This is a genomic window from Agrobacterium tumefaciens (assembly GCF_017726655.1).
Taxonomy (GTDB): Bacteria; Pseudomonadota; Alphaproteobacteria; order Rhizobiales; family Rhizobiaceae; genus Agrobacterium; species Agrobacterium tumefaciens_B.
In genome coordinates this window covers 870,434-889,975 of the sequence record NZ_CP072309.1, presented here as the reverse complement: position 1 = coordinate 889,975, position 19,542 = coordinate 870,434, and the positions used below count along the sequence as shown (strand labels likewise).

21 protein-coding genes are annotated in these 19,542 nt (G+C 55.3%); 7 read left to right on the top strand and 14 right to left on the bottom strand.

The window, feature by feature from the left end; all coding sequences use genetic code 11:
• Positions 1-19: 19 nt before the first annotated feature.
• The gene (locus AT6N2_RS18295) at positions 20-595 is read right to left on the bottom strand and encodes an isochorismatase family protein (protein ID WP_209090624.1); all 576 of its coding nucleotides are present in this window, start codon (positions 593-595) and stop codon (positions 20-22) included.
• 139 nt (positions 596-734) lie between these two features.
• Between AT6N2_RS18295 and AT6N2_RS18290 the strand changes: the two genes are divergently transcribed.
• Positions 735-1,634, top strand: coding sequence for a LysR family transcriptional regulator (locus AT6N2_RS18290; RefSeq protein ID WP_209090623.1), 900 nt, complete (start codon positions 735-737; stop codon positions 1,632-1,634).
• Here the strand turns inward: AT6N2_RS18290 and AT6N2_RS18285 are convergent.
• Positions 1,631-1,960 (bottom strand): winged helix-turn-helix transcriptional regulator, encoded by a 330-nt coding sequence (locus AT6N2_RS18285; RefSeq protein ID WP_209090622.1) that lies wholly within the window; start codon positions 1,958-1,960, stop codon positions 1,631-1,633. The genes AT6N2_RS18290 and AT6N2_RS18285 overlap by 4 nt on opposite strands.
• A gap of 107 nt (positions 1,961-2,067) precedes the next feature.
• Here AT6N2_RS18285 and AT6N2_RS18280 point away from each other — a divergent pair, with 107 nt between their 5' ends.
• The gene (locus tag AT6N2_RS18280) at positions 2,068-3,069 is read left to right on the top strand and encodes an NADPH:quinone reductase (protein ID WP_209090621.1); all 1,002 of its coding nucleotides are present in this window, start codon (positions 2,068-2,070) and stop codon (positions 3,067-3,069) included.
• 71 nt (positions 3,070-3,140) lie between these two features.
• On the opposite strand, the gene AT6N2_RS18275 is transcribed toward AT6N2_RS18280, so the two are convergent.
• On the bottom strand, positions 3,141-3,626 hold the full coding sequence (locus AT6N2_RS18275; RefSeq protein ID WP_209090619.1) for an NUDIX hydrolase: 486 nt from the start codon (positions 3,624-3,626) through the stop codon (positions 3,141-3,143).
• A 119-nt stretch (positions 3,627-3,745) separates the two neighbouring features.
• Positions 3,746-5,161, bottom strand: a complete 1,416-nt coding sequence (locus AT6N2_RS18270) for an aldehyde dehydrogenase family protein (protein ID WP_209090617.1) — start codon at positions 5,159-5,161, stop codon at positions 3,746-3,748.
• A gap of 99 nt (positions 5,162-5,260) precedes the next feature.
• On the opposite strand from AT6N2_RS18270, the gene AT6N2_RS18265 reads away from it, so the two are divergent.
• Positions 5,261-6,163 carry a LysR family transcriptional regulator gene (locus AT6N2_RS18265; protein ID WP_209091898.1) on the top strand — a complete coding sequence of 301 codons (903 nt, stop codon included), beginning with the start codon at positions 5,261-5,263 and terminating at the stop codon, positions 6,161-6,163.
• A 113-nt stretch (positions 6,164-6,276) separates the two neighbouring features.
• On the opposite strand, the gene AT6N2_RS18260 is transcribed toward AT6N2_RS18265, so the two are convergent.
• The 3 genes from AT6N2_RS18260 to AT6N2_RS18250 all read right to left on the bottom strand — a co-directional run bounded on the left by AT6N2_RS18260 (position 6,277) and on the right by AT6N2_RS18250 (position 9,411).
• On the bottom strand, positions 6,277-7,119 hold the full coding sequence (locus tag AT6N2_RS18260) for an alpha/beta fold hydrolase (protein WP_233282594.1): 843 nt from the start codon (positions 7,117-7,119) through the stop codon (positions 6,277-6,279).
• A 209-nt stretch (positions 7,120-7,328) separates the two neighbouring features.
• Positions 7,329-8,324, bottom strand: coding sequence for an MBL fold metallo-hydrolase (locus AT6N2_RS18255; protein ID WP_233282533.1), 996 nt, complete (start codon positions 8,322-8,324; stop codon positions 7,329-7,331).
• 148 nt (positions 8,325-8,472) lie between these two features.
• A complete protein-coding gene (locus AT6N2_RS18250) occupies positions 8,473-9,411 on the bottom strand; it encodes a helix-turn-helix domain-containing protein (RefSeq protein WP_209090613.1) in 939 nt (312 codons plus the stop codon).
• A 544-nt stretch (positions 9,412-9,955) separates the two neighbouring features.
• Between AT6N2_RS18250 and AT6N2_RS18245 the strand changes: the two genes are divergently transcribed.
• From AT6N2_RS18245 to tehA, 3 genes are all read left to right on the top strand, one after another.
• Positions 9,956-10,579 (top strand): AraC family transcriptional regulator, encoded by a 624-nt coding sequence (locus AT6N2_RS18245; protein WP_209090612.1) that lies wholly within the window; start codon positions 9,956-9,958, stop codon positions 10,577-10,579.
• A 249-nt stretch (positions 10,580-10,828) separates the two neighbouring features.
• A complete protein-coding gene (locus AT6N2_RS18240) occupies positions 10,829-11,809 on the top strand; it encodes an alpha/beta fold hydrolase (RefSeq protein WP_209090611.1) in 981 nt (326 codons plus the stop codon).
• A 130-nt stretch (positions 11,810-11,939) separates the two neighbouring features.
• Positions 11,940-12,959, top strand: coding sequence for a dicarboxylate transporter/tellurite-resistance protein TehA (tehA, locus tag AT6N2_RS18235; RefSeq protein WP_209090610.1), 1,020 nt, complete (start codon positions 11,940-11,942; stop codon positions 12,957-12,959).
• Positions 12,960-13,043: 84 nt separating this feature from the next.
• Here tehA and AT6N2_RS18230 read toward each other — a convergent pair whose 3' ends face one another.
• From AT6N2_RS18230 to AT6N2_RS18200, 7 genes are all read right to left on the bottom strand, one after another.
• Positions 13,044-13,586, bottom strand: coding sequence for a PAS domain-containing protein (locus tag AT6N2_RS18230; RefSeq protein WP_209090609.1), 543 nt, complete (start codon positions 13,584-13,586; stop codon positions 13,044-13,046).
• Between the two features lie 412 nt (positions 13,587-13,998).
• Complete coding sequence (locus AT6N2_RS18225; RefSeq protein WP_209090608.1) at positions 13,999-14,463, bottom strand: DUF1348 family protein; 465 nt, start codon at positions 14,461-14,463, stop codon at positions 13,999-14,001.
• Positions 14,464-14,525: 62 nt separating this feature from the next.
• Positions 14,526-15,074: a carboxymuconolactone decarboxylase family protein gene (locus tag AT6N2_RS18220; RefSeq protein ID WP_209090607.1), complete on the bottom strand. Its 549-nt coding sequence runs from the start codon at positions 15,072-15,074 to the stop codon at positions 14,526-14,528.
• A 225-nt stretch (positions 15,075-15,299) separates the two neighbouring features.
• Positions 15,300-15,947, bottom strand: a complete 648-nt coding sequence (maiA, locus tag AT6N2_RS18215; RefSeq protein WP_209091896.1) for a maleylacetoacetate isomerase — start codon at positions 15,945-15,947, stop codon at positions 15,300-15,302.
• Positions 15,947-16,648: a fumarylacetoacetate hydrolase family protein gene (locus tag AT6N2_RS18210; RefSeq protein WP_209090606.1), complete on the bottom strand. Its 702-nt coding sequence runs from the start codon at positions 16,646-16,648 to the stop codon at positions 15,947-15,949. The genes maiA and AT6N2_RS18210 overlap by 1 nt, the downstream gene beginning before the upstream one ends.
• Before the next feature lie 44 nt (positions 16,649-16,692).
• Complete coding sequence (locus AT6N2_RS18205) at positions 16,693-17,484, bottom strand: maleylpyruvate isomerase family mycothiol-dependent enzyme (RefSeq protein ID WP_209090604.1); 792 nt, start codon at positions 17,482-17,484, stop codon at positions 16,693-16,695.
• A gap of 21 nt (positions 17,485-17,505) precedes the next feature.
• Positions 17,506-18,600 carry a cupin domain-containing protein gene (locus AT6N2_RS18200; protein ID WP_209090602.1) on the bottom strand — a complete coding sequence of 365 codons (1,095 nt, stop codon included), beginning with the start codon at positions 18,598-18,600 and terminating at the stop codon, positions 17,506-17,508.
• A gap of 136 nt (positions 18,601-18,736) precedes the next feature.
• On the opposite strand from AT6N2_RS18200, the gene AT6N2_RS18195 reads away from it, so the two are divergent.
• On the top strand, positions 18,737-19,534 hold the full coding sequence (locus tag AT6N2_RS18195; protein ID WP_209090600.1) for an SDR family NAD(P)-dependent oxidoreductase: 798 nt from the start codon (positions 18,737-18,739) through the stop codon (positions 19,532-19,534).
• Positions 19,535-19,542 lie beyond the last annotated feature (8 nt).

Genomic DNA, 19,542 nt, shown 5'->3' with positions numbered 1-19,542 from the left:
CAAGGCGACCAATGCGTGCTCAGTGGTAGTTGAGGATCCCGACCAGCTTCTGACCGAGCGGGCTCGTCCAGTCGACGGCCAGTTCGGAGATAATCTGGTCGACGGTGGTGATGATCGCTCCGGCCTTTTCCATGCGCCGCAGAGCGAGATCGTCGCCATACTTGGTGTAGGATGCCGAAGCATCAGCAGAGACCTGAACCTCGTAGCCTTCGTCCAGCATCTGCAGGACAGGAAAGGTGACACAGATCTCGGTCGTGACGCCGGCAACGAACAGCTTCTTTCGGCCAGTCGCCTTGACGGCTTGGTTGAAACCGTCGTGATGCATGGCGTTTACGATGCCAGGACGCTTGACGCGGTCTTCGAAGGCCTCAGGCAGAATCTCCTTCAGTTCCGGGAGCAGCGGGCCCTGGATCTGGTCTTCCATGCTAGAGGTAAGGATCGTCGGGATGTTCGCGGCTTTGGCGATGCGGGCAAGCTTCAGCGCATTTTGCTTGACGAGATTGATGTCGTGCGAGTGGGTCCATGCCATGGTGCCGATCTGGTGGTCGATGAGCAGCATTGCGGAGTTTTCGGGGGTAAAGACGGCCTTATGCATTGTCGTGTTCCTTTTCTTTGTCGGCGGCGGTTAGTGAACTGGGTTTCGATCCGTCCGATGAGTTGAATTTAGCGTTGCAACCTTCGGTGCGGTAGCTCTATATTCCACCACTCTGTGGAACGAAAAATGGAACGATAAGATGATCAGCTTCGAGGACATGCAGACCTTCGTGGAGGTAGCGGACGGCGGTGGCATCACAGTCGCGGCTAAGCGTCTTGGTCTGCCGAAGTCGATCGTCAGCCGGCGGCTCGTCCGCCTCGAAAGTGAGCTCGGCGTCCAGCTTCTGGCGCGTACGACCAGAGGCGCGTCTTTGACCGAAGCTGGGGCCTCCTTCCGCGAACACGCAGCTCGCATGTGCCTGGAGATGGACGTGGCGCGCGAGGAGATGCTACCCACTGGAGAGCTGCGGGGCCGCTTACGTGTAGCTGTCCCATCATCTTTCGGTCCCGGGCACTTCGCGCCGGCGCTTGCCGAGCTTGCCCGCCTCCATCCGCTACTACAGCTGCACGCGCATTACAGCGACAGATACGTTGACCTCGTTGCAGACGGCTTCGATTGCGGAATCCGCGTCGGCTATCTCCAGGACTCGAGTTTGACCGCGCGCAAGATCGGAGTGTTCCCAGTCGGCCTATTCGCCAGCCCCGAGTATCTGCGGGTTTACGGCGTTCCGCAGAAGCCCTCGGAGCTACTCGAGCATCAGGCGATTCTTCAGGGTACCGAGAGCTGGAAGGTGTCGGATGGCAGCCGGACAGTTGTGGTGAATAGTCAAGGACGGTTCAAGGCCGACAGCGCTGCAGGTATCGCCGAGGGAACCGCAGCCGGGTTAGGTGTGGCGGCCCTACCTGTCGTGATCGCGCAAAGCTATCTGGAGGCGGGCACGCTCGTACCGATCATGCAGCAATATAGCCTTCCTGAAGTTGGAATTTACATCGTGCGGCCGCCGGGATCGCACGTGTCTCGAAAGGTCCGAGTTCTCATCGACTTCTTTGTCGAGAGGTTCTCCGCGAGTGCTGTCGCAGCTGGTACAAAGAAACTCTAGGACGACTTTGTCGAACGGCGCTCCTGAAACGTAACACCCCAGTCGCGCATCGCTATCAGCACTGGCGCGAGCGTCTGTCCGAACGGTGTGAGCGAGTATTCGACACGTGGCGGGACTTCCGCAAAGACTTCGCGCGCGACAATGCCGTCAACTTCCAGCTCGCGGAGCTGCATTGTCAGCGAACGCTGGCTAGGGTCGCCGACCAGGCGACGCAGTTCACCGAACCGTCGCGGACCGGCTAGAAGCCGGTAAATGATCATCGGTTTCCATTTTCCACCCGTAACGTCGACTGTTGTTTCGACAGGGCACTTCTCGCCAGCAATCATCGTGCCCTCCTTTAGTGTACTTTGTATCCCTATAGGCAGAATTGTTGCCTACTTGCAAGTAGGCCTATCTTGGACCTATTTGACGACAAATATTCGAGAGGTGTGTGATGCGAGCTGCATATTACGAGCGACAGGGATCTGCTCAAGAGGTCCTCACTGTCGCTGAACTGCCTGATCCGGAGCCCGGCGCCGGAGAGGTCCGGGTAAGAATGATGGTCTCCGGCATCAATCCTTCCGATATCAAAACGAGAACCGGATTTGGCGGAAAGGCCATGCCCTTTCCTTTAATCGTGCCGCACCAGGATGGTGCGGGGTTCATCGATGCCGTCGGGCCAGGCGTGCCTGAGACGCGTGTTGGCGAGCGGGTCTGGATCTACATGGCGCAGTGGGGCAGGGCATTCGGAACCGCAGCAGAGTTCGTCGTCGTGCCGTCAGTGCAGGCCATTGGTCTGGCCGACAACATCTCCTTTGAGATCGGCGCGTCGCTCGGCGTGCCCGCGATGACCGCGCATCGCTGTCTGTTCGCGGACGGAGACTTGCGTGGCAAACGGGTGCTCGTCCAGGGCGGAGCAGGCGCTGTGGGCAACGCGGCAATCCTGCTTGCGAAATGGGCGGGCGCGTGGGTCGCGGCAACAGTAAGCCGGGAAGAGCAGGCTGAGGTCGCGCGAGCGGCCGGCGCCGATCTTGTGCTCAACAGACACAAGGATGATATCGCTCAAGCCGTGCGATCGGCGACCGGTGGCCATGGCGTCGACCGCATTGTCGATGTCGATATCTCAGCCAACATCGACGCGGCAATCTCCTGCCTCGCTCGCGATGGCATCGTCTCAGCCTACTCAACGGAGTCACCGCAAGCCAAGCTAGCCATCCCGTTCTTCCCGGCGCTGCTCGGCGGCTTCTCGTTTCGTTTCGTCTATGTCTACACCATGCCGGAAGCCGCTATGCGACAGGCAGCCGATGAGGTTTCGGCCTGCGCCGCCTCCGGGGCATACGCTCCGAAAATTGCGAAGACTTATTCTCTTGAAGCCGTGACAGATGCACACGAATTGCAGGAAAGCGGGAAAGCTGTTGGCAAGATTCTTGTTCGACTAGCGGATCAACGCCGCTAGTTTTTAAAGTTTTTGCGACGGTCCCGGCCGATGTTTCTGGAAATGATGGCGCGTTGAATTCCGTTCGACCGCTATTGCGTTGTCGTGCCTGCATGGACGTCGTGGATCAACAGGTGGCGAGTTGGCTCGCGCTTTATAAACTCCGCTTCCACATGCTTTAAAACATGTCGCTGCCCTGGAAACGGAACCATACTGAGGGCTTCGCTTATCCGGACCCACTTGAACTCGCTGTGTTCATCGTTGATCACGACCTCCATGTCAGCGTCTACGAAGCCGACAAAGACGGGGAAAATGCTTATAGTGTCGCGATCGGCTTCGTAGAACTGCTCACATATGTCTGCCGTGTAAAGCGTGCGGCAGGTTAAACCTGCCTCCTCGCGGACCTCACGTAATGCGGCTTGCCAGGCTTTTTCCCCATTTTTGATGCCTCCTGATATTTGACACCACTCTCCTGCGAGGGTCCCGTTGCGACGCATAAGCAAGACCTCGTGCCCAGCGGGAACCCTACGGAGCATGACAACGGAAACTGCGGAGGAGCGGATAGAGACTTCAGCCATACAAATTCGCTTCGCTAAACTAAGCATGAACTTAAGCTAATGGCAGAGCCTTGGCATAATTGTGACGATTATGAGCTGGTTGACGCACGGGGCTAAAGCTCCGCGCGTCTTGGCTGCTATCACGCAATGATTGCCTTTGGCTCGAGAAATGCTTCCAGGCCAAACACGCCATATTCACGGCCAATGCCCGACTGCTTGAACCCTCCGAAGGGAGCAAGCGGTTCATGGGGTGCCCCGTTGATGACGACGCGTCCGCTGTCCAGCCTGCCCGCAAGCGCCTGCATGCGCGACGCGTCAGTGCCGTGAAGATAGGCCTGCAGTCCGTAGGGAGTGTCGTTGGCGATTGACACAGCCTCGTCGTCGTCGTGATACGCGATCACCGACAAGACTGGTCCGAAAATTTCCTCGCGCGCGATGCGCATCTGGTTATTGACGCCAGTGAATATGGTTGGCTTCGTGAACCAACCACGTTTTAATCCGGCGGGCCGTCCGGGACCGCCTGTCAGGAGGCTCGCGCCTTCTTCCAGTCCCAGTTCGATATAGGTCTGAACCCGATCATATTGCTTCTGGCTGACCATCGGGCCAATCACGGCATCCGGGTCGCTCGGGTCGCCAACCTTGAAGGTCTCGATCTCCTGCTTCAGCCTGGCAAGGACGTCGTCGAGCAGATGCTTTGGAACCAAGATACGCGTGCCGGCGATGCAGGCCTGGCCACTGTTGATAAAGCCCATTCGCAGGACGGTTGGGATGACCACGTCAAGATCGGCGTCGTCGAGGATGATGTTCGGTCCCTTGCCGCCAAGCTCCAGGGTGACGCGCTTGAACGTGTCGGCTGCATTTCTCAGGATTTCTCTGCCGACAGCAGTAGAACCAGTGAACGTCACCTTAGCCACATCAGGATGCCGGCTGAGTTCAGCGCCAACGACGTTGCCGAGCCCGTTGACGATGTTGAACACGCCCTTAGGCAGGCCTGCTTCATGAAGACACTCGGTGAGGATCTGCGTCTGTATCGCGCTCATCTCGCTCGGCTTCATGACGATGGTCGAGCCTGCGGCGATGGCGGTTGCAAGCTTCGACGTGATGAAACCGATATTGCTGTTCCAAGGCGTGATGGCAGCTGCAACGCCGGAGGGTTGCATGACGACACGCGCGCGGCCGATTTGGCGCTCGAAATCGTAGGCATCCAGAACGGTTGCCATGGTAGCAAAGCTTGATGCAGCATGCGGGACAGAAAATCGTGTGAAGACCTGTGGCGCTCCATACTCGAGTGCCATTGCTTCGGTTAAGTCTGGCACGCGCGCAAGAACAGCCGCGTTCAACTGCTTGAGCATCTCAATGCGCTCAGCCTTTGAAGTGCGTGAGAATGTGGGGAAGGCGCGCTTCGCAGCGGCGATGGCGTCCCGTGCGTCTTCGACGCCGGCAAGCCTGACCGTGCCGATCTTCTCTTCCGTGGATGGATTGTGGAGATCGGCAATCTCCGTGCCCTTAGGCGGGACGAACTGTCCCTCAATATAGATTTTGTCGATGTTTCGCATCTGAAACTCCTTTTGGCTTTCCAGCCATATCTGGCATTCCGACCCTGTCCTGATAAGGTGGCCAAAAACGGTCAGGCTGATAGGAGAACACGGACAATGATGCGCGGCTCACTTGCTGAACTGGAGGCTGTCCTTGCCGTCTCTGCCCAAGGCGGATTTCGGGCTGCGGCTCGCGAACTTGGAATTTCGTCATCGTCGCTTAGCCAGCAGATCGCTACGTTAGAGACCCGCATGGGTGTTAGACTGTTTAACCGCTCGACGCGCAGTGTCGTTCTCTCGGCAGCTGGCGAGCAGTTTGTCGCTAGCGTCGGTCCCGCGCTGGAGGCGATCCGCGGCGCCGTTGAACATGTCGATGAACATCGGGCTGAAGCCACAGGCATCCTACGGATCAATACATCCGTCGGCGCCACGCGCATGGTGCTTAAACAGCTGATCCTTGAATACATGCGCAGAAATACGCAGATGGCGGTAGAGATCGTGACAGAGGGTGCACTGGTCGACGTTAACGCCAAAGGCTTCGACGCCGGGATTAGGATCAGGGAGGCCGTTCCTGCGGACATGGTGGTCGTTCCGATCGGCGATAACATTCGCCCGGCTATTGTCGCGTCGCCAGATTACTTCCATCGCTATCAAAAGCCACAGGTCCCGGCAGACCTCCAGGAACATAATTGCATTCGCGCTCGAATGGCGAGCGGAACCATCTATCGATGGGAGTTTGAGCGACGAGGTGAGAGCTTTGCGCTCGATGTTCCAGGCAAACTTGTGCTCGACGATAGCGATCTGATGCTGCGGGCTGCCCGCGACGGAGGAGGTCTCGCCTATCTGAACGAATGGCAGGTCAGAGACGATCTTGCTGCCGGAAGATTAGAGCAGGTTTTGTCCGATTGGACCCCGCCTTATCCGGGTCTGTGTCTGTACTATCCCGGACGACGCAATATTCCGGCAAAGCTCCGCCGGCTTGTCGACCTGATTCACGAGCTTCGGCAAACCAGGCAGGTCTAAAGCTTGCCACGGAGCAAAAGTTTCCCGAGTTAGAGGCGGCGTCGACCCAGGTGTTGACAAAGCTGGCTGAAGTGAGGATCGCGTGTGGAGACCCTCACTCCTCGGTGTTTGATTTATCTTTGGATGAATGCCAGCATGTCCGCATTCAGGACATCGGAATTGGTAGCGAGCATACCGTGGGGGTAACCGGGGTAGACCTTCAAAGTCCCGTCTTTCAGGAGCTTAACGGCAAGCTCTGCAGACGCCTTGACGGGAACGATCTGGTCATCGTCGCCATGGAGGACCAGCGTTGGCACTGAAATTTTTTTGAGGTCTTCGGTCTGGTCAGTTTCCGAAAATACCCTGATCCCCTCATAATGAGCCTTGGCGCTACCAATCATGCCTTGGCGCCACCAATTCTGGATGAGGCCCTGCGAGATTTTTGCACCTGGCCGATTAAAGCCGAAGAAGGGGCCTGTAGGCAGGTCGAGATAGAATTGTGCCCGATTGGCGGCCAACGCCTTGCGGAGGCCATCAAACACTTCGATCGGGGTTCCGTCGGGGTTAGATGCTGTTTTAAGCATCAGCGGTGGGATCGCGCTAACCAGGATAGCTTTTGCCACACGGCCCTGCGGTTCACCGAAGTTGGCGACATAGCGAGCAGTCTCGCCGCCGCCCGTCGAATGGCCGATATGGACAGCATTTTTGATGTCGAGATGCTCGTAGACTGCCGAGGCGTCGGCGGCATAGTGATCCATGTCGTGACCATCGCTCACCTGCTGTGAACGACCGTGGCCACGCCTGTCATGAGCGATCACGCGATATCCCTTCGAGAGGAAGAACAGCATCTGATTGTCCCAGTCGTCGGACGACAGCGGCCAGCCATGATGGAATACGATCGGCTGGGCTTCCTTTGGGCCCCAATCCTTATAAAAGAGGTTTACGCCGTCTTTGGTGGTGATGAAGGCTTCTGTCATTGCCGTTTGTCCTTGTCTGATGGTTTTCATGGTGGTTGTTGCAGCGAAGGCTGGGGCTCCAGAGGCCAGCAGCAGTGCCGAACCTCCTAGCAGAACGTCTCGACGCGAGACGGTGAAAGGGCGATATTCGGTCAAAGTGGTCTCCATTTGGAGTGGCGTGGCGCTCGGCTGCCTCTAGATCCGAAGTCAGTTGGAGCAGCTGTTCGCTTTCATACGCCCTTGTAGACAAGGCGAGTGAAGAAGGCTGGGCTAATGATCGCTTTGCCCCATTGCTCGTCAAATGCCTCAGTCGGGTTGGCTGCGACCGTTTCCTCGACGGTGCGACCCGCCGATTTCAGCCTCGCGACATTGTCCCTGATGGTCGCCAGCATCTCGTGATAATGCTTCAGATCGTCGAGCGTGCTGAGCGGCTTGCCGTGACCAGGAATGATGACGGTATCGGAATCCACTGCAGCGATGACTTTCGCTGAAGCTGCGATTGTTCCGTCTATGCTTCCGCCGGTCGAATAGTCGATGAACGGGTAAAGTCCGTTCCAGAAGATATCACCGACATGGATCACGTTGGCTTCATTGAAATAAACGGAGATGTCGCTGTCGGTGTGGGCCGGTTGATAAGCGGTGATCGCGATCTTTGCGCCTTCAAGCTCCAGAACCTTGTCGCTTGTAATCAGGGTCGCAGGGATCGCACCGGAGGGTGAAGGCGGAAAGTCGAAGTTCCAATCATCGACCCGCTGCGCCTCTAGCAAGTGCCGACGTGTGTTCTCATGAGCAGTGATGGAAGCGCCTACAGAGTGCAGCCACTCGTTTCCGTCGGTATGGTCGAAGTGCCAATGCGTGTTGATGAGATGGGTGACAGGCTGATTGCCTAGCTTCGAAAGGGCCTGCTCGATCCGAGCACGCGTTGCAGTGATACCCGCGTCTACGAGAACCTTACCTTGCTTGCCGCTCAAGACCGCAATATTGCCGCCGGAGCCTTCCAGCACGGAAATATTTCCACGGGTCGGATATGTGGTGATGTCGGCATGGGCCGCCGCTTCCCTGAGTGAATCCACGATCGTTCCAGATTTCGCGAGCGAGTTGGATGTCAGAAAAGGTGCAACGGCGAAGGTCGCGAGCGCGCCCGTGATGAGAGAGCGGCGACTAACAGGTTGTAAATTGGCTACGGAGTTCACGGCAAGGTCCTTCTTGGTTGAAACAGTGTCCAAACCATACCTTCCGGAGCGCATTCGATAATTGACAAAGCGCGTAAGGCTTTATTCCGCTTTGCGTAACAGTGTCCTTGGGCCACCACGCACCCGCATCAATGTTCATTGGTGGTAAAGGCAGACTGATCGCAGCAACAAGCGACCCATTCTAGGAGCTCTTACGCCAATGGCCCGGGGTGACGCCAGTTGATTTAGTAAAGACGCGCGTGAAATGGCTTTGATCAGAAAATCCGCATGAGTAAGCAATTTCGGCAAGCGGAAGCGCAGTTTCTTTCAAAAGGCGCTTGGCCGCCTCAACTCGGTAGGCTCGTAGCCACCTAAAGGGCGGGTTTCCGGTTGTCGTTTTAAACGCGTTGCCAAACACAGAAACTGGCATCTCCAAACTCGCCGCAATATCTACCAAAGAAGGTTCAACAGTTAGATCTTCTGTAAGTAAATCCTTGGCCAGCCGCTCCTGGCGCATACTCAGGCGACGGAATTTCAAGTCAGACCGTGGCGCAGTTGAATAACGCTCTACCAAGTGACTATGCAAAGCTAGGATTAGATGGTCAAACAACAGGCTTTCAACGCCATCATTATTGGCAAGAGCGGACAAAAGAGCCTGTCCCAAGAGCGCGACAAATGGATCAGCCTGCGAGTTTGTTTCGAGAAGGCCTGAAAAATCGGGCACACGGTCGTCGCTCGAGAGTTCACGAAGCGCCATCTCTGGCAAGTGAATTTGGATGGAAGCAAATGGGTTGCTGAAAAGTCCTTGTGTCTCCTCTTCAAGGTGAACTAAGTTCATCGAACCCGCAGGATAGTCGTCAGAGTTGACGAACTGACCCCATTTCCATTGCTCGTGCCCAGTCATCGGTGTCAGCCATAACGAAAGAAGCAGTGCTTTCTCGCTTGGCAGCGGTGTCGTCAGTTCGCGAAGCGCGTGGATCACTTCAAGATGCGTGAGCGTAATGGCAGACGACTTGATCGTGAGAGTGTGGCGGGTCGGTGGAGCTGCGAGGCCAAAGACGTTCCCGATCACCTGGCCGATTGGCGATCTAGATGACGCAAGGAGCTCGCGTATCTCTTCGGGGTTCTCTCGTTGATCCATGGTTTCCCCGATTTTGCCGCCATTCGGGCAATTTGCAGCACAACCTTAAACGCGGGAGAAATTTCGTCTTGAAGATAAACAACCGATTTTGAAGATTGTTGTGCATGCCGCCGCGTTCAATTTTCAATCAAGGCGTTGTATACACGAATTTTTCTAAAGCAGCCTCTTCTGAGGTATGGCGTCGGATGTTATCGTTATACGGGGAAAATTGTCGAGCAAACTAACGGTAGCGATTGAGCCTCTTGGCAGGACATGATGTGAAGGCACGGTCAATTTTCTTCACGGTCTACGTTACGAGTTGGTGTTGTGAGACAGCGTCTTGAGGGTATCCTGAACAATGAAGCGGAGCATACTTAGAGCCGATGGCATTGACATCGTCCATGTCGTTTCCAACCAGGATGCCGCTAGCCACGAAACGAAACCGGTCCCGAACTTCGATGGGTTTACCGTCATCGTCCAAAGAGCCGATTATATCAGGCACAGTGTTTGGCGTTCGGGCCGGCTAGTTTTCAGTGGAGGTCACGCGGCCGGAAGCATGGCGATAATGGACCTCGAGGAAAACTGGTCGTGTAGACCGGAGTCGGCCTTCGACAATGTCAGGTTTAATATATCGAGCGCTGGCTTGAGGGACTTTGCACTTGAACAAGGTAGGGTGCCATTTGCGCTGTTGCGAATAGAAGACGGGCCTATCGATCCTATTCTCAAAGGGTTAGCGGAGACCTTCGTTCCGCTGGTGGCCAATAATTCACCACGCAGGAAGCTATTGATAGACCATCTTGTTGAGGCAGTGAAAGCTCATGTCGCGTGTCGCTACGGAGGCATTGCTCTTACTGAACGCAAGGGCGGATTATCTGCCAAACATCTGGATCTTGCAACGCAGTATTTCGTCAGCTGCTTGGACAAGGAGGTCGCGATAGACGAAATTGCATCTCTTTGCGGACTTTCGGTCGGATACTTTATTCGAGCTTTCAAACGCTCTACGGGACTGACACCCTATCAATGGCTCCTCGATTATCGCGTCCGGAAAGCTCAGGACATGTTGCGTCGAGGAATTCCGCTTGCTCAGATAGCGCTAGAATGCAGCTTCGCGGATCAGGGCCATTTTTCGCGCGTGTTCAAAGCGAAGTTCGGAATATCTCCAGCGGCTTGGAGAGATGGCATCCGTTAGGCATCCCGAAACACAGTGGCTAGCGATCTGGCGTTTTTGCGATATTGAATGCTTTGCCCAACTCGAAACCTCAAGCAACGAACCCTGCTTGAATCATCGCGACCGTCACGGCTTGAGTCTCGCAAGGGCGCCACCGTTTCACAATTTGGAATAAATACTTCCACATTCTGCCGATTATCGTCGCCGCATCACCCGTTATGTTCTTCTCCAGGTCAGCACATCGCTGCCATTCAACCGAGGAGAACTGAAATGAAGCACATATTGGCAGTCATGATGTTGGCAAGCGTGAGCTTCGCCTCGTTTTCTCATGCCGCGTCACCTCAATCGGCAAAAGCCGTCACAGCTACGCAAAATGGTCCTGTCACGATCCACTATCGGACGGTGGAAGTGGATGGAGTAAATATCTTCTACCGTGAGGCAGGCCCAAAAGACGGACCGGTTGTCCTTCTTCTTCACGGCTTCCCCACATCTTCGCACATGTTTCGAAATCTAATTCCGCAACTCGCAGATCGATATCGCGTGATTGCTCCAGATTACCCTGGTTTCGGCCAAAGCGACGCTCCAGATCATGCAAAGTTCGCTTACACGTTCGGGCACTATGCCGACCTCGTTGACGGGCTTCTTGATAAAGTCGATGCCAAGCAATATGCGATGTATGTCATGGATTACGGTGCACCCGTCGGATATCGGCTCGCACTTAAGCATCCTGAACGCGTGACTGGCCTTATCGTCCAGAATGGCAACGCCTACGAGGAAGGCCTGCGAGAATTCTGGGACCCGATTAAAAAGTACTGGGCCGATGGCTCCAAAGAGAGCCGAGAGGCACTCTCTGGATTGGTCACACTCGAAACCACCAAATTCCAGTATACGGATGGTGTAAAAGACTTGACTCGGATCAGCCCTGATAACTGGGTCCACGACCAGGCTCTTCTCGACCGCCCGGGAAATAAAGACATTCAGCTGGACTTGTTCCATAATTATGGAACGAATGTCCCGCTTTATCCCAAGTTCCAGCAATTCTTTCGCGAGCGTAAGCCGCCGACCCTGATCGTTTGGGGCAAAAACGATAAGATCTTCCCAGAAGAGGGCGCGCACCCCTATCTTCGTGATCTACCCAACGCTGAGATCCACATTCTCGATACTGGCCACTTTGCCCTTGAGGACAAGCTGGATGAGATGGCACCGCTCATCCATAGCTTTCTGGACCGTAAGTTGTCCGCCAAAAAATGAAGTAAGTCAGCGGTGCGGTCTATGGCCGCGCCGCTGAATTCGTCCGTCCCTCGCCGAAGCTTCGGTCCGCCAAGAGTCAGGCAAGGGATTTGAAGCAGATCTCAGTCGTATGCCATTCGGGAAGCAACTTATGTTTGAGAGCAATGGACGCCATTCCGCTTCTAACTGGCTTGCGAGGGTGCCAGCGTCATTTTTCGGTATCGTGCTTGGCTTGGTCGGGTTCGGGAGCTCATGGCGGACAGCGGCGGAAGCATGGGCCTTGCCCTCTTTGCCGGGGGAGATCTTCAGTCTTTCTGGCGCCGCGGTGTGGTTGGTCATCACCGTGCTTTACGGTCTCAAATGGGTTCTAGCGCCAGCGGCGGCGCTCGCCGAGGCGGAGCATGCCATTCAATGTTGCTATGTGGGATTGGCAGGCGTTGCGACCATGCTCGCTGGCCTGGCCCTGCTTCCGTATTCTCTGCTCTTCACAAAGGCGCTGTTCGCCGTTGGTTTCGTGTTCACCTTTCTCTTCGCATTGTGGCGAACGGGTCGGCTATGGCAGGGTGCCAGAGACCCCTCCTCATCTACTGCTGTCTTGTATTTGCCGACCGTCGCAGGCTCATTTGTAACTGCGATCGTTCTGGGCGCGCTGGGTTCCCGTGAAGCAGGGCAACTGGCTTTTGGGGCGGGCTTCTTCTCCTGGCTCGCTATCGAATCGGTTCTTTTGCATCGGTTCTATACTTTGCCCGAAATAACTGCGGCATTGCGACCAACCCTCGGCATTCAACTCGCACCACCAGCAGTGGGCAGCGTCGCCTATTTGAGCGTCATGGGCAGCGTACCGGATGTCTTCGTTCACGCACTCCTGGGCTACGCAATACTGCAACTCGCGATCATACTGCGCCTCTTGCCGTGGATCCTGAGGCAACCGTTCTCAGCGTCGTATTGGGCTTTTACGTTTGGTCTGACATCCATCGCGACGGCCGCGATCAGGGTCGCAAGCGCGAGCACAGACATCATCTTAAAAGGCTTATCTGTCGCATTATTTGCTGTAACAAATGGGGGCCTTATCGCCATTTGCGTTGGATCAATCTTGCTTCTGGTTCAGGGGCGCTTCTTGCCGGCCGCTTCAAATGCATCCGTGACCCCGAATAGTGGAGTAACGGGGTAAGCGAAGCGCCAGTATAGCGCGATCGTTAAATGAATGATCCCTTATCGCAGCGCTGACGAGGCGATCCTATCCTATCGGAGAACTTTACCGGTTTCCGGTGAACACCAAATTTGGTGATGTTAAATCGAGGTTGCCGGTTAGTTTCTTACGAAGCAGCTTCAGGGCCTTTTCGATATTCTTTACGATATCGAGGCGCCTGTTCGCTTGGGCGAGACTCAATGCCCGCAGGCAATGCCAGAAAGCCGGTCCGGCCGAAAGATCATCATGCCAACCAAGATACATAACTCCAGCGTAGACCGACGGCGTGCCTGAGGCATCACGGAAACATTGGCCGATCGTTGTCACATCAACCTGATCTCCGTTTTGGGTCAAGACTTTATACTTATGTGAGTAACGGTCGCCCGATAGTATGGCGTCGTCGATCGCATCTTTGAGACCCGATTTTTCCGCTGGAACAATTTTGTGAAGATATTCGATGATGGGCTGTCCCTTCTTTGCCTTTTCAGGCTCCATTCCGAAGAGAACAGCCATGACCTCGTCGGCATAGACGGCGTCTGCCTTCAGATCCCACGTAAATAGGCCCGTGTAGCATGCATCAGGTTCTGTCTTATTGACTGCGAGTGACAATTGTTGCCCCTTGATTAGCGGTTGACCTTCCACCTTCGACGTAGAACGGCAAAATCACCCGTCAGTTGCATTGGGCTAGAATAGATAACGTATAATTCTCGCCACACAACAAGCAAACGAAGTAGCCTGGGACAGCGAATTCGTCTGAGGCTAATTTTAGCATATACCCCCATTGCCGCTCTGTTAATTCCTCATATCGGAACAGTTTATGTCTGTTGACGGACTGTCGCTCCAATCGGAAAATGTCTTCCTCACGAGAAGCTTAAGACATGCGACTAAGAACTATCAAAGAGCTCCTTGAGAACCAGGATTATCGCGAGCTCTGAAGGGCGACTCGCAGCTTCGACAACGCGCAAAACGCGCCAGTCCATGGGATCGGCGCGTTCAAGGCAATGCAGAGCTAGAACCTCGTTCAGAAACCGAAGTCACTCAAGCCGGGGTGATCATCAGGTCTGCGACCTAATGGCCAACGAAACTTTCGGTCGGCTTCACTGATGGGCTGCTCATTGATGCTGGCATGTCGTTCCCGCATGAGCCCATCTTCAGCAAATTCCCAATTCTCGTTTCCATAGGCGCGGAACCACTGGCCACTGTCGTCGTGGTATTCGTAGGCGTAACGGACGGCAATCCGATTATCAGTAAAAGCCCAAAGCTCCTTGATGAGCCGATAATCTAGCTCTTTATTCCACTTACGGGTCAAGAATGCCTCGGCTTCAGCCCGGTTTTTGGCGAATTCGGCGCGATTTCGCCAGCGCGTATCCAAGGTGTAGGCCAAGGCCACCTTGGCCGCATCGCGACTATTCCAGCCGTCCTCTGCGAGGCGTACTTTTTCGATAGCAGTGTCTTTGGTGAACGGTGGAAGCGGGGGTCGTGACATTGGTAGCTCCTCAGACGGGGACAAAGCGGGAGGGTAACGACTTGGGTCGTTCCCCTTTTAAATTAGGCCGCAGCCTTATCGATGCGAGGGAAGTCGATCTCAGTTTCTAACGCCTCGTTGACGTAATTTGTGAAGGTGTTGAGAGCGACGTGAGCGATGATCTCTACAATCTCGGCATCAGCGTAGCCGGCTGATCGGACCTTGGCGATTTCCTCTGGACCGACAGCGCCTCTTGTGGTCGTTAGCGCACGGGCAAATTCTACAGCAGCAGCGGCCTTCGGATCATTCGATGTGCCCCGACGGTTCGCAAAGATTTCATCGGCGTCGAGCTTGGCGAACTTGGTGCCCGTAAACGAATGAGCAGACAGGCAGTAGTCGCAGCCGTTCGCTTCGGCCATGGCGAGCGCGATACGTTCGCGCGTGGCTGGAGCGAGTTTCCCTTTTGCCAATGCACCTTGAAGAGACGTCAGCCCGGTGAGTGCGGCAGGACTATTTGAGACCAGCCGAAAGATGTTCGGTACCGATCCTATCTGCTTCTTAATAGACTCGAGGATCGTCCGAGATTCCTCTGGTGCATCGTCGATTGTAGCTGGTGTGGGAATGCGGGACATTGTTGTTCTCCTTTTCAAATTGCGAAAGGGCTTCCTTTCGTCGAATTGAAAATGAGCTCGCAAGGGCTCCACTTGAAGAGCGAAAACGAGAAAGGCAGCATTCCACAATTTGAGGGAATGGTCTCGCTATCTCTGCTGTCAGTGATGCGGTAACCGACGATGCTGACTTGATCGACGGCCGACGAATAGGCACGGCTCTATTAGAGCTCTCGCTTAATAGCCCGATCAGACTTCAGCATCCGGTTGCTTTGCTGGATGTGCGAGCGCAAAGGCGTCAAGCGATTCACAACGTTCACGGATCACCTTGAGCTGCCGAAATGCCGAGGTATCTACGCCGAACCTATCAGCGGAGAACAACTGCGGAATGAGGCATAAATCCGCGAGCCCCGGAGCATTTCCCGAAACGAAAGCGCCGTCAAATGGACGATTTTGCAGGAGCATCTCACATGCCGCGAGCCCCTCTGATATCCACCGTCGGCACCACTCATCAGCGACTTTCTGGTCATGGCCAAGATCTGTTTTCAAATAATCCAGAACACGGAGATTTTGAAGAGGATGAATGTCGCACGCGATTGCTTGTGCAAATGCGCGCACCCAAGCACGTTCGTTTGTATCAGCCGGCAATAGCGGAGGGGCAGGGCGGGTTTCGTCCAGCCACTCGATGATCGCCAACGATTGCGTCAGTAAGAAACCACCTTCTTCAAGCGTTGGCACAAGCGCCTGAGGATTGATTGCACGATACTCGGATCTCTTTTGCTGGCCACCGTCGCGCCTGAGATGAACCGAAATGAAATCGGGCGTGATCCCTTTCAGGTTAAAAGCGATGCGGCAGCGGTAGGCAGACGAACTACGAAAATAACCAAAAAACTTCATCACGATTCTTGCCCGATGTGCAATTCGATACCGGGCAGGCCGTCGATGCCGCCGCGGATTACATTCCCCGGTACAACAGCGCCGACCCCTGCGGGCGTGCCTGTAAAAATGACGTCGCCAGGCTGAAGGTGGTAAAATCCCGACAGATGGCTAATGAGCTCTGGAACACGCCAGACCAGATCAGAAAGCTGCGCATCCTGAAGGGTTCTTCCGTCCACTTCGAGCCATATTCGTTGATCAGCGATGGCGCCAAATTCCTCTTGCCTTACGACTGTCGATATCACAGCCGATTGCTCAAAGTCTTTGCCAAGGTCCCAGGGGCGACCCTTTGCTCGCGCGTCGAGCTGAAGATCTCGTCTGGTCATGTCAAGGCCCGTTGCATAGCCGTAGACATGGCTAAGTGCGTTTTTCACGGACACCTTGTAGGCGGGGCTTCCAATGGCAACAACAAATTCCATTTCGTAGTGATAGTTCGAGGTTCCGGGCGGGTAGGCAATTTGCGCTCCGCTCTCCACGATGGCATGTGGCGATTTCAGGAAATAAAACGGTGTCTCGCGGTCGACTTCCACGCCCATCTCTTTGGCGTGCTCGACATAGTTTCGGCCAACGCAAAAGATCCTGTTTACGGGAAAGCGCGTTTGTAGCCCTGCGACCGCAACGGTTGGGGCAGGAGGTACGTCGAAAAGAACGACAGAAGTCATAATGCGGTGTCCTTATGATGGGTAATATTCATCGTTCGTCGAACTTAAGCAGATGCGGCGAAGATTTGAGGCCAAAGTGGAATTTCGAAGGTAGCGTCGGTGCGAGGTAGGCCACTTAGCCCCCTTGCGCCCCGTCCGCTTAGCCAGCGCACGGCATCAGCGGGATGCGCGAAAATTGGTTCTTGTTCTCGGTCCGGACGGATGATCCAGCAGTCGTTGCTCTGCCGCTCAAAAGAGTATTTCGCAAATGACGCTGTCGTACCTAGATCATTCAGCAATTCGTTGAGCAGCACGGCCGGAAAATCAAGAAACGAGCCTTGGCTTGCGAGATCTACAGCATGTACCCAGACAGCGCGGGCTCGGATCCAAGGGGTTTCTCTGATCCCGACCTGCGTACCGTCCAACATAACCGTCGCAGCCCAATTGTCCGCCGACAGGTCGCGCCAGACAACGTTCAAATGCACCTCGGCATGATCAAAGAGGTTTCGAAGTGCACGCGCAGGAAGCGTAGCGCCGTCTTCTATGAGCGTGCTCATCGTTTGAGTGTCAAAGACAGGAATAGGCGAACCGTCATGAACCGCCTCTATCATAAGCGCCAACTGCCGTGCCTGATAAGCGATGTAGGCTATCACATGCCGCCGGGTCCAATGTGGGATCATCGATGCCACATCGAGGTCTTCGTCCTTGATGCCCTTCAGGATCCTGGCGAAATAGGCAGTGCCGCGACGGGCAAGCATCAGTTCCTGTGCAGGGGCGGCAGGTGAATCATATCGCGCGCCTCTCCCCTGCCTCTCCCTCAATGCAGTCTGGTCGTCGATGTATTTATTGTGCGTCACGATGACTCTCCTTGACAGGGGCTAGCGTTCGCCATCGTCAATGTGCGTGCGTGCAAAACCAAGGCGCTCCATGATCGGAGCATCCGAGAAGCGAAACAGATCGAACTGTGTTTCCGCTTGCAGCGACCACGATATCCATGACGGAACGACGAACAGGTCGCCGACATCAAGTTGTTGTACCTTCCCATCGAGTATGACGGAACCTGAGCCCTCGAAAACTTGAAAAACACTTGAACCGACTTCTCGGCGGGCAGGCGTTGTGGCGCCGGCGCGCAGACGATGGAACTCTGCTCTGATGGTCGGCATCACATCTCCACCGTTCGTCGGATTGATATAACGGATCGCTGCATGACCCTGCTCAACGGTCGCTGGCTGCCCCTCATCCTCGAGTAGGAGTTGCTCTGTAAGCGCCCGATCCGTGTACTCCCACCTATAAGCTGCGATTGGGGAGCTTACGGTTTCATGCAGTCCCGATAACGGACGAAGACCTGGGTGGGCCCACAAGCGCTCAGATCTGGAAAATCTCGGAGTCGCGTAGTCGGTGACCCGTTCAGAACCAAATTCAAAAAAGCCGACATCATTTTGCTGAGAAAACGGAATGTCCAGACCATCTATCCATGCCATCGGCTTGTCAGTCTCATTGTGGTGGCCATGAAAATTCCAACCCGGCGTCAGCAAGAGGTCGCCACGGCTCATGCGGACTGGGTCACCGTTAACGACCGTCCAGACGCCCTCTCCTTCCACAACGAAGCGAAATGCATTCTGCGAATGCCGGTGTTCTGGGGCCGTTTCCTTTGGACCGAGATACTGGATTGCTGCCCACAATGTTGGGCTGATGTACGGCCGCCCCCCAAGGCCCGGGTTCCCAAGCCCAATGGCGCGTCGTTCCCCGCCCCGGCCAACAGGAACCAGATCACCCGAGCGCTTTGCAAGAGGATAAAGCTTTGCCCACTTCCAGATATGAGCAACGGCTTTTGGTGAGGGATGCCTCGGCATCAAGTCGTCAAGCTGTGTCCACAGCGGCATAAGATGTTCGTCGCTGAAGTCCGCGTAGAGTTGCCTCAGAGCTTCCTCTTCTTGGGGCGTGATGGGCTTCAAGTTCGCAGGGGCGTCCATTCGAAAACTCCGTTTGCCTGTCAACGATCAACCGCTCGACCGTTCTCACTATCGGTCATGACTATGCCAGCATCCCAAAGATTGCACAATACGTTTGTTTGTGCATAAATTAACTTCTGGCTAGGAGGAGCATCGCATGGACATGAAGTTGAATGAAAAGGTCGTGATGATCTCTGGGACGGGGGGAGGACAAGGTAGAGCGGCGGCTCTTGCATTTGCGAAAGAGGGTGCATGGGTCGTGGGATGCGATGTGAACGTCGAAGCCGCCAGCGAGACGGTCGAGTTAGTCACCGCTGCAGGTGGACGCATGATGTCTCTACACCCGCTCGATCTAGCTGATCCGGACGATGCAGGACGGTGGATGCGGGCCGCCATCGAAGAATTCGGGGGTATCGATATCCTATACAACAACGCAGGCGCTTTGCATGCCCGCGGCCCCTTTGCCCAGTCCACCCTTGATGAGTGGCACAGAACAATTCGGGATGAGCTTACAATCGTCTACGTCGCGTGCCGTGCCGTGTGGCAGCACTTAGTTTCGCGTGGCGGCGGCGTGATCATCAATACGGCGTCAGTTTCGGGCCATATCGAGTTTCTGCCGATGCGAAGTGCCGCTCATGGAGCGGCCAAAGCCGGTGTATTGGGTTTGACACGCATGTTGGCGGCTGAGGGCGCAGTTCATGGCATAAGAGCGGTGAGCATAAGTCCTGGGGTGACAAGGACGCCTGCAACCCAACGGTTTTGGAACGGAACTAACGAACAACGTGCAGTTGGAGCGAGCATGATCGCCAAGGTGCCGAGCGCCCGGCCTGCGGAACCCGACGATATCGCAGCTGCGGCCGTCTTCTTGGCGTCCGGTCATGCCGACTACATCAAGGCCACGGACCTTCTTGTAGATGGCGGTGTTCACGGCGTCTCGTTCACAATCATCGAGTAGGAGGAAAG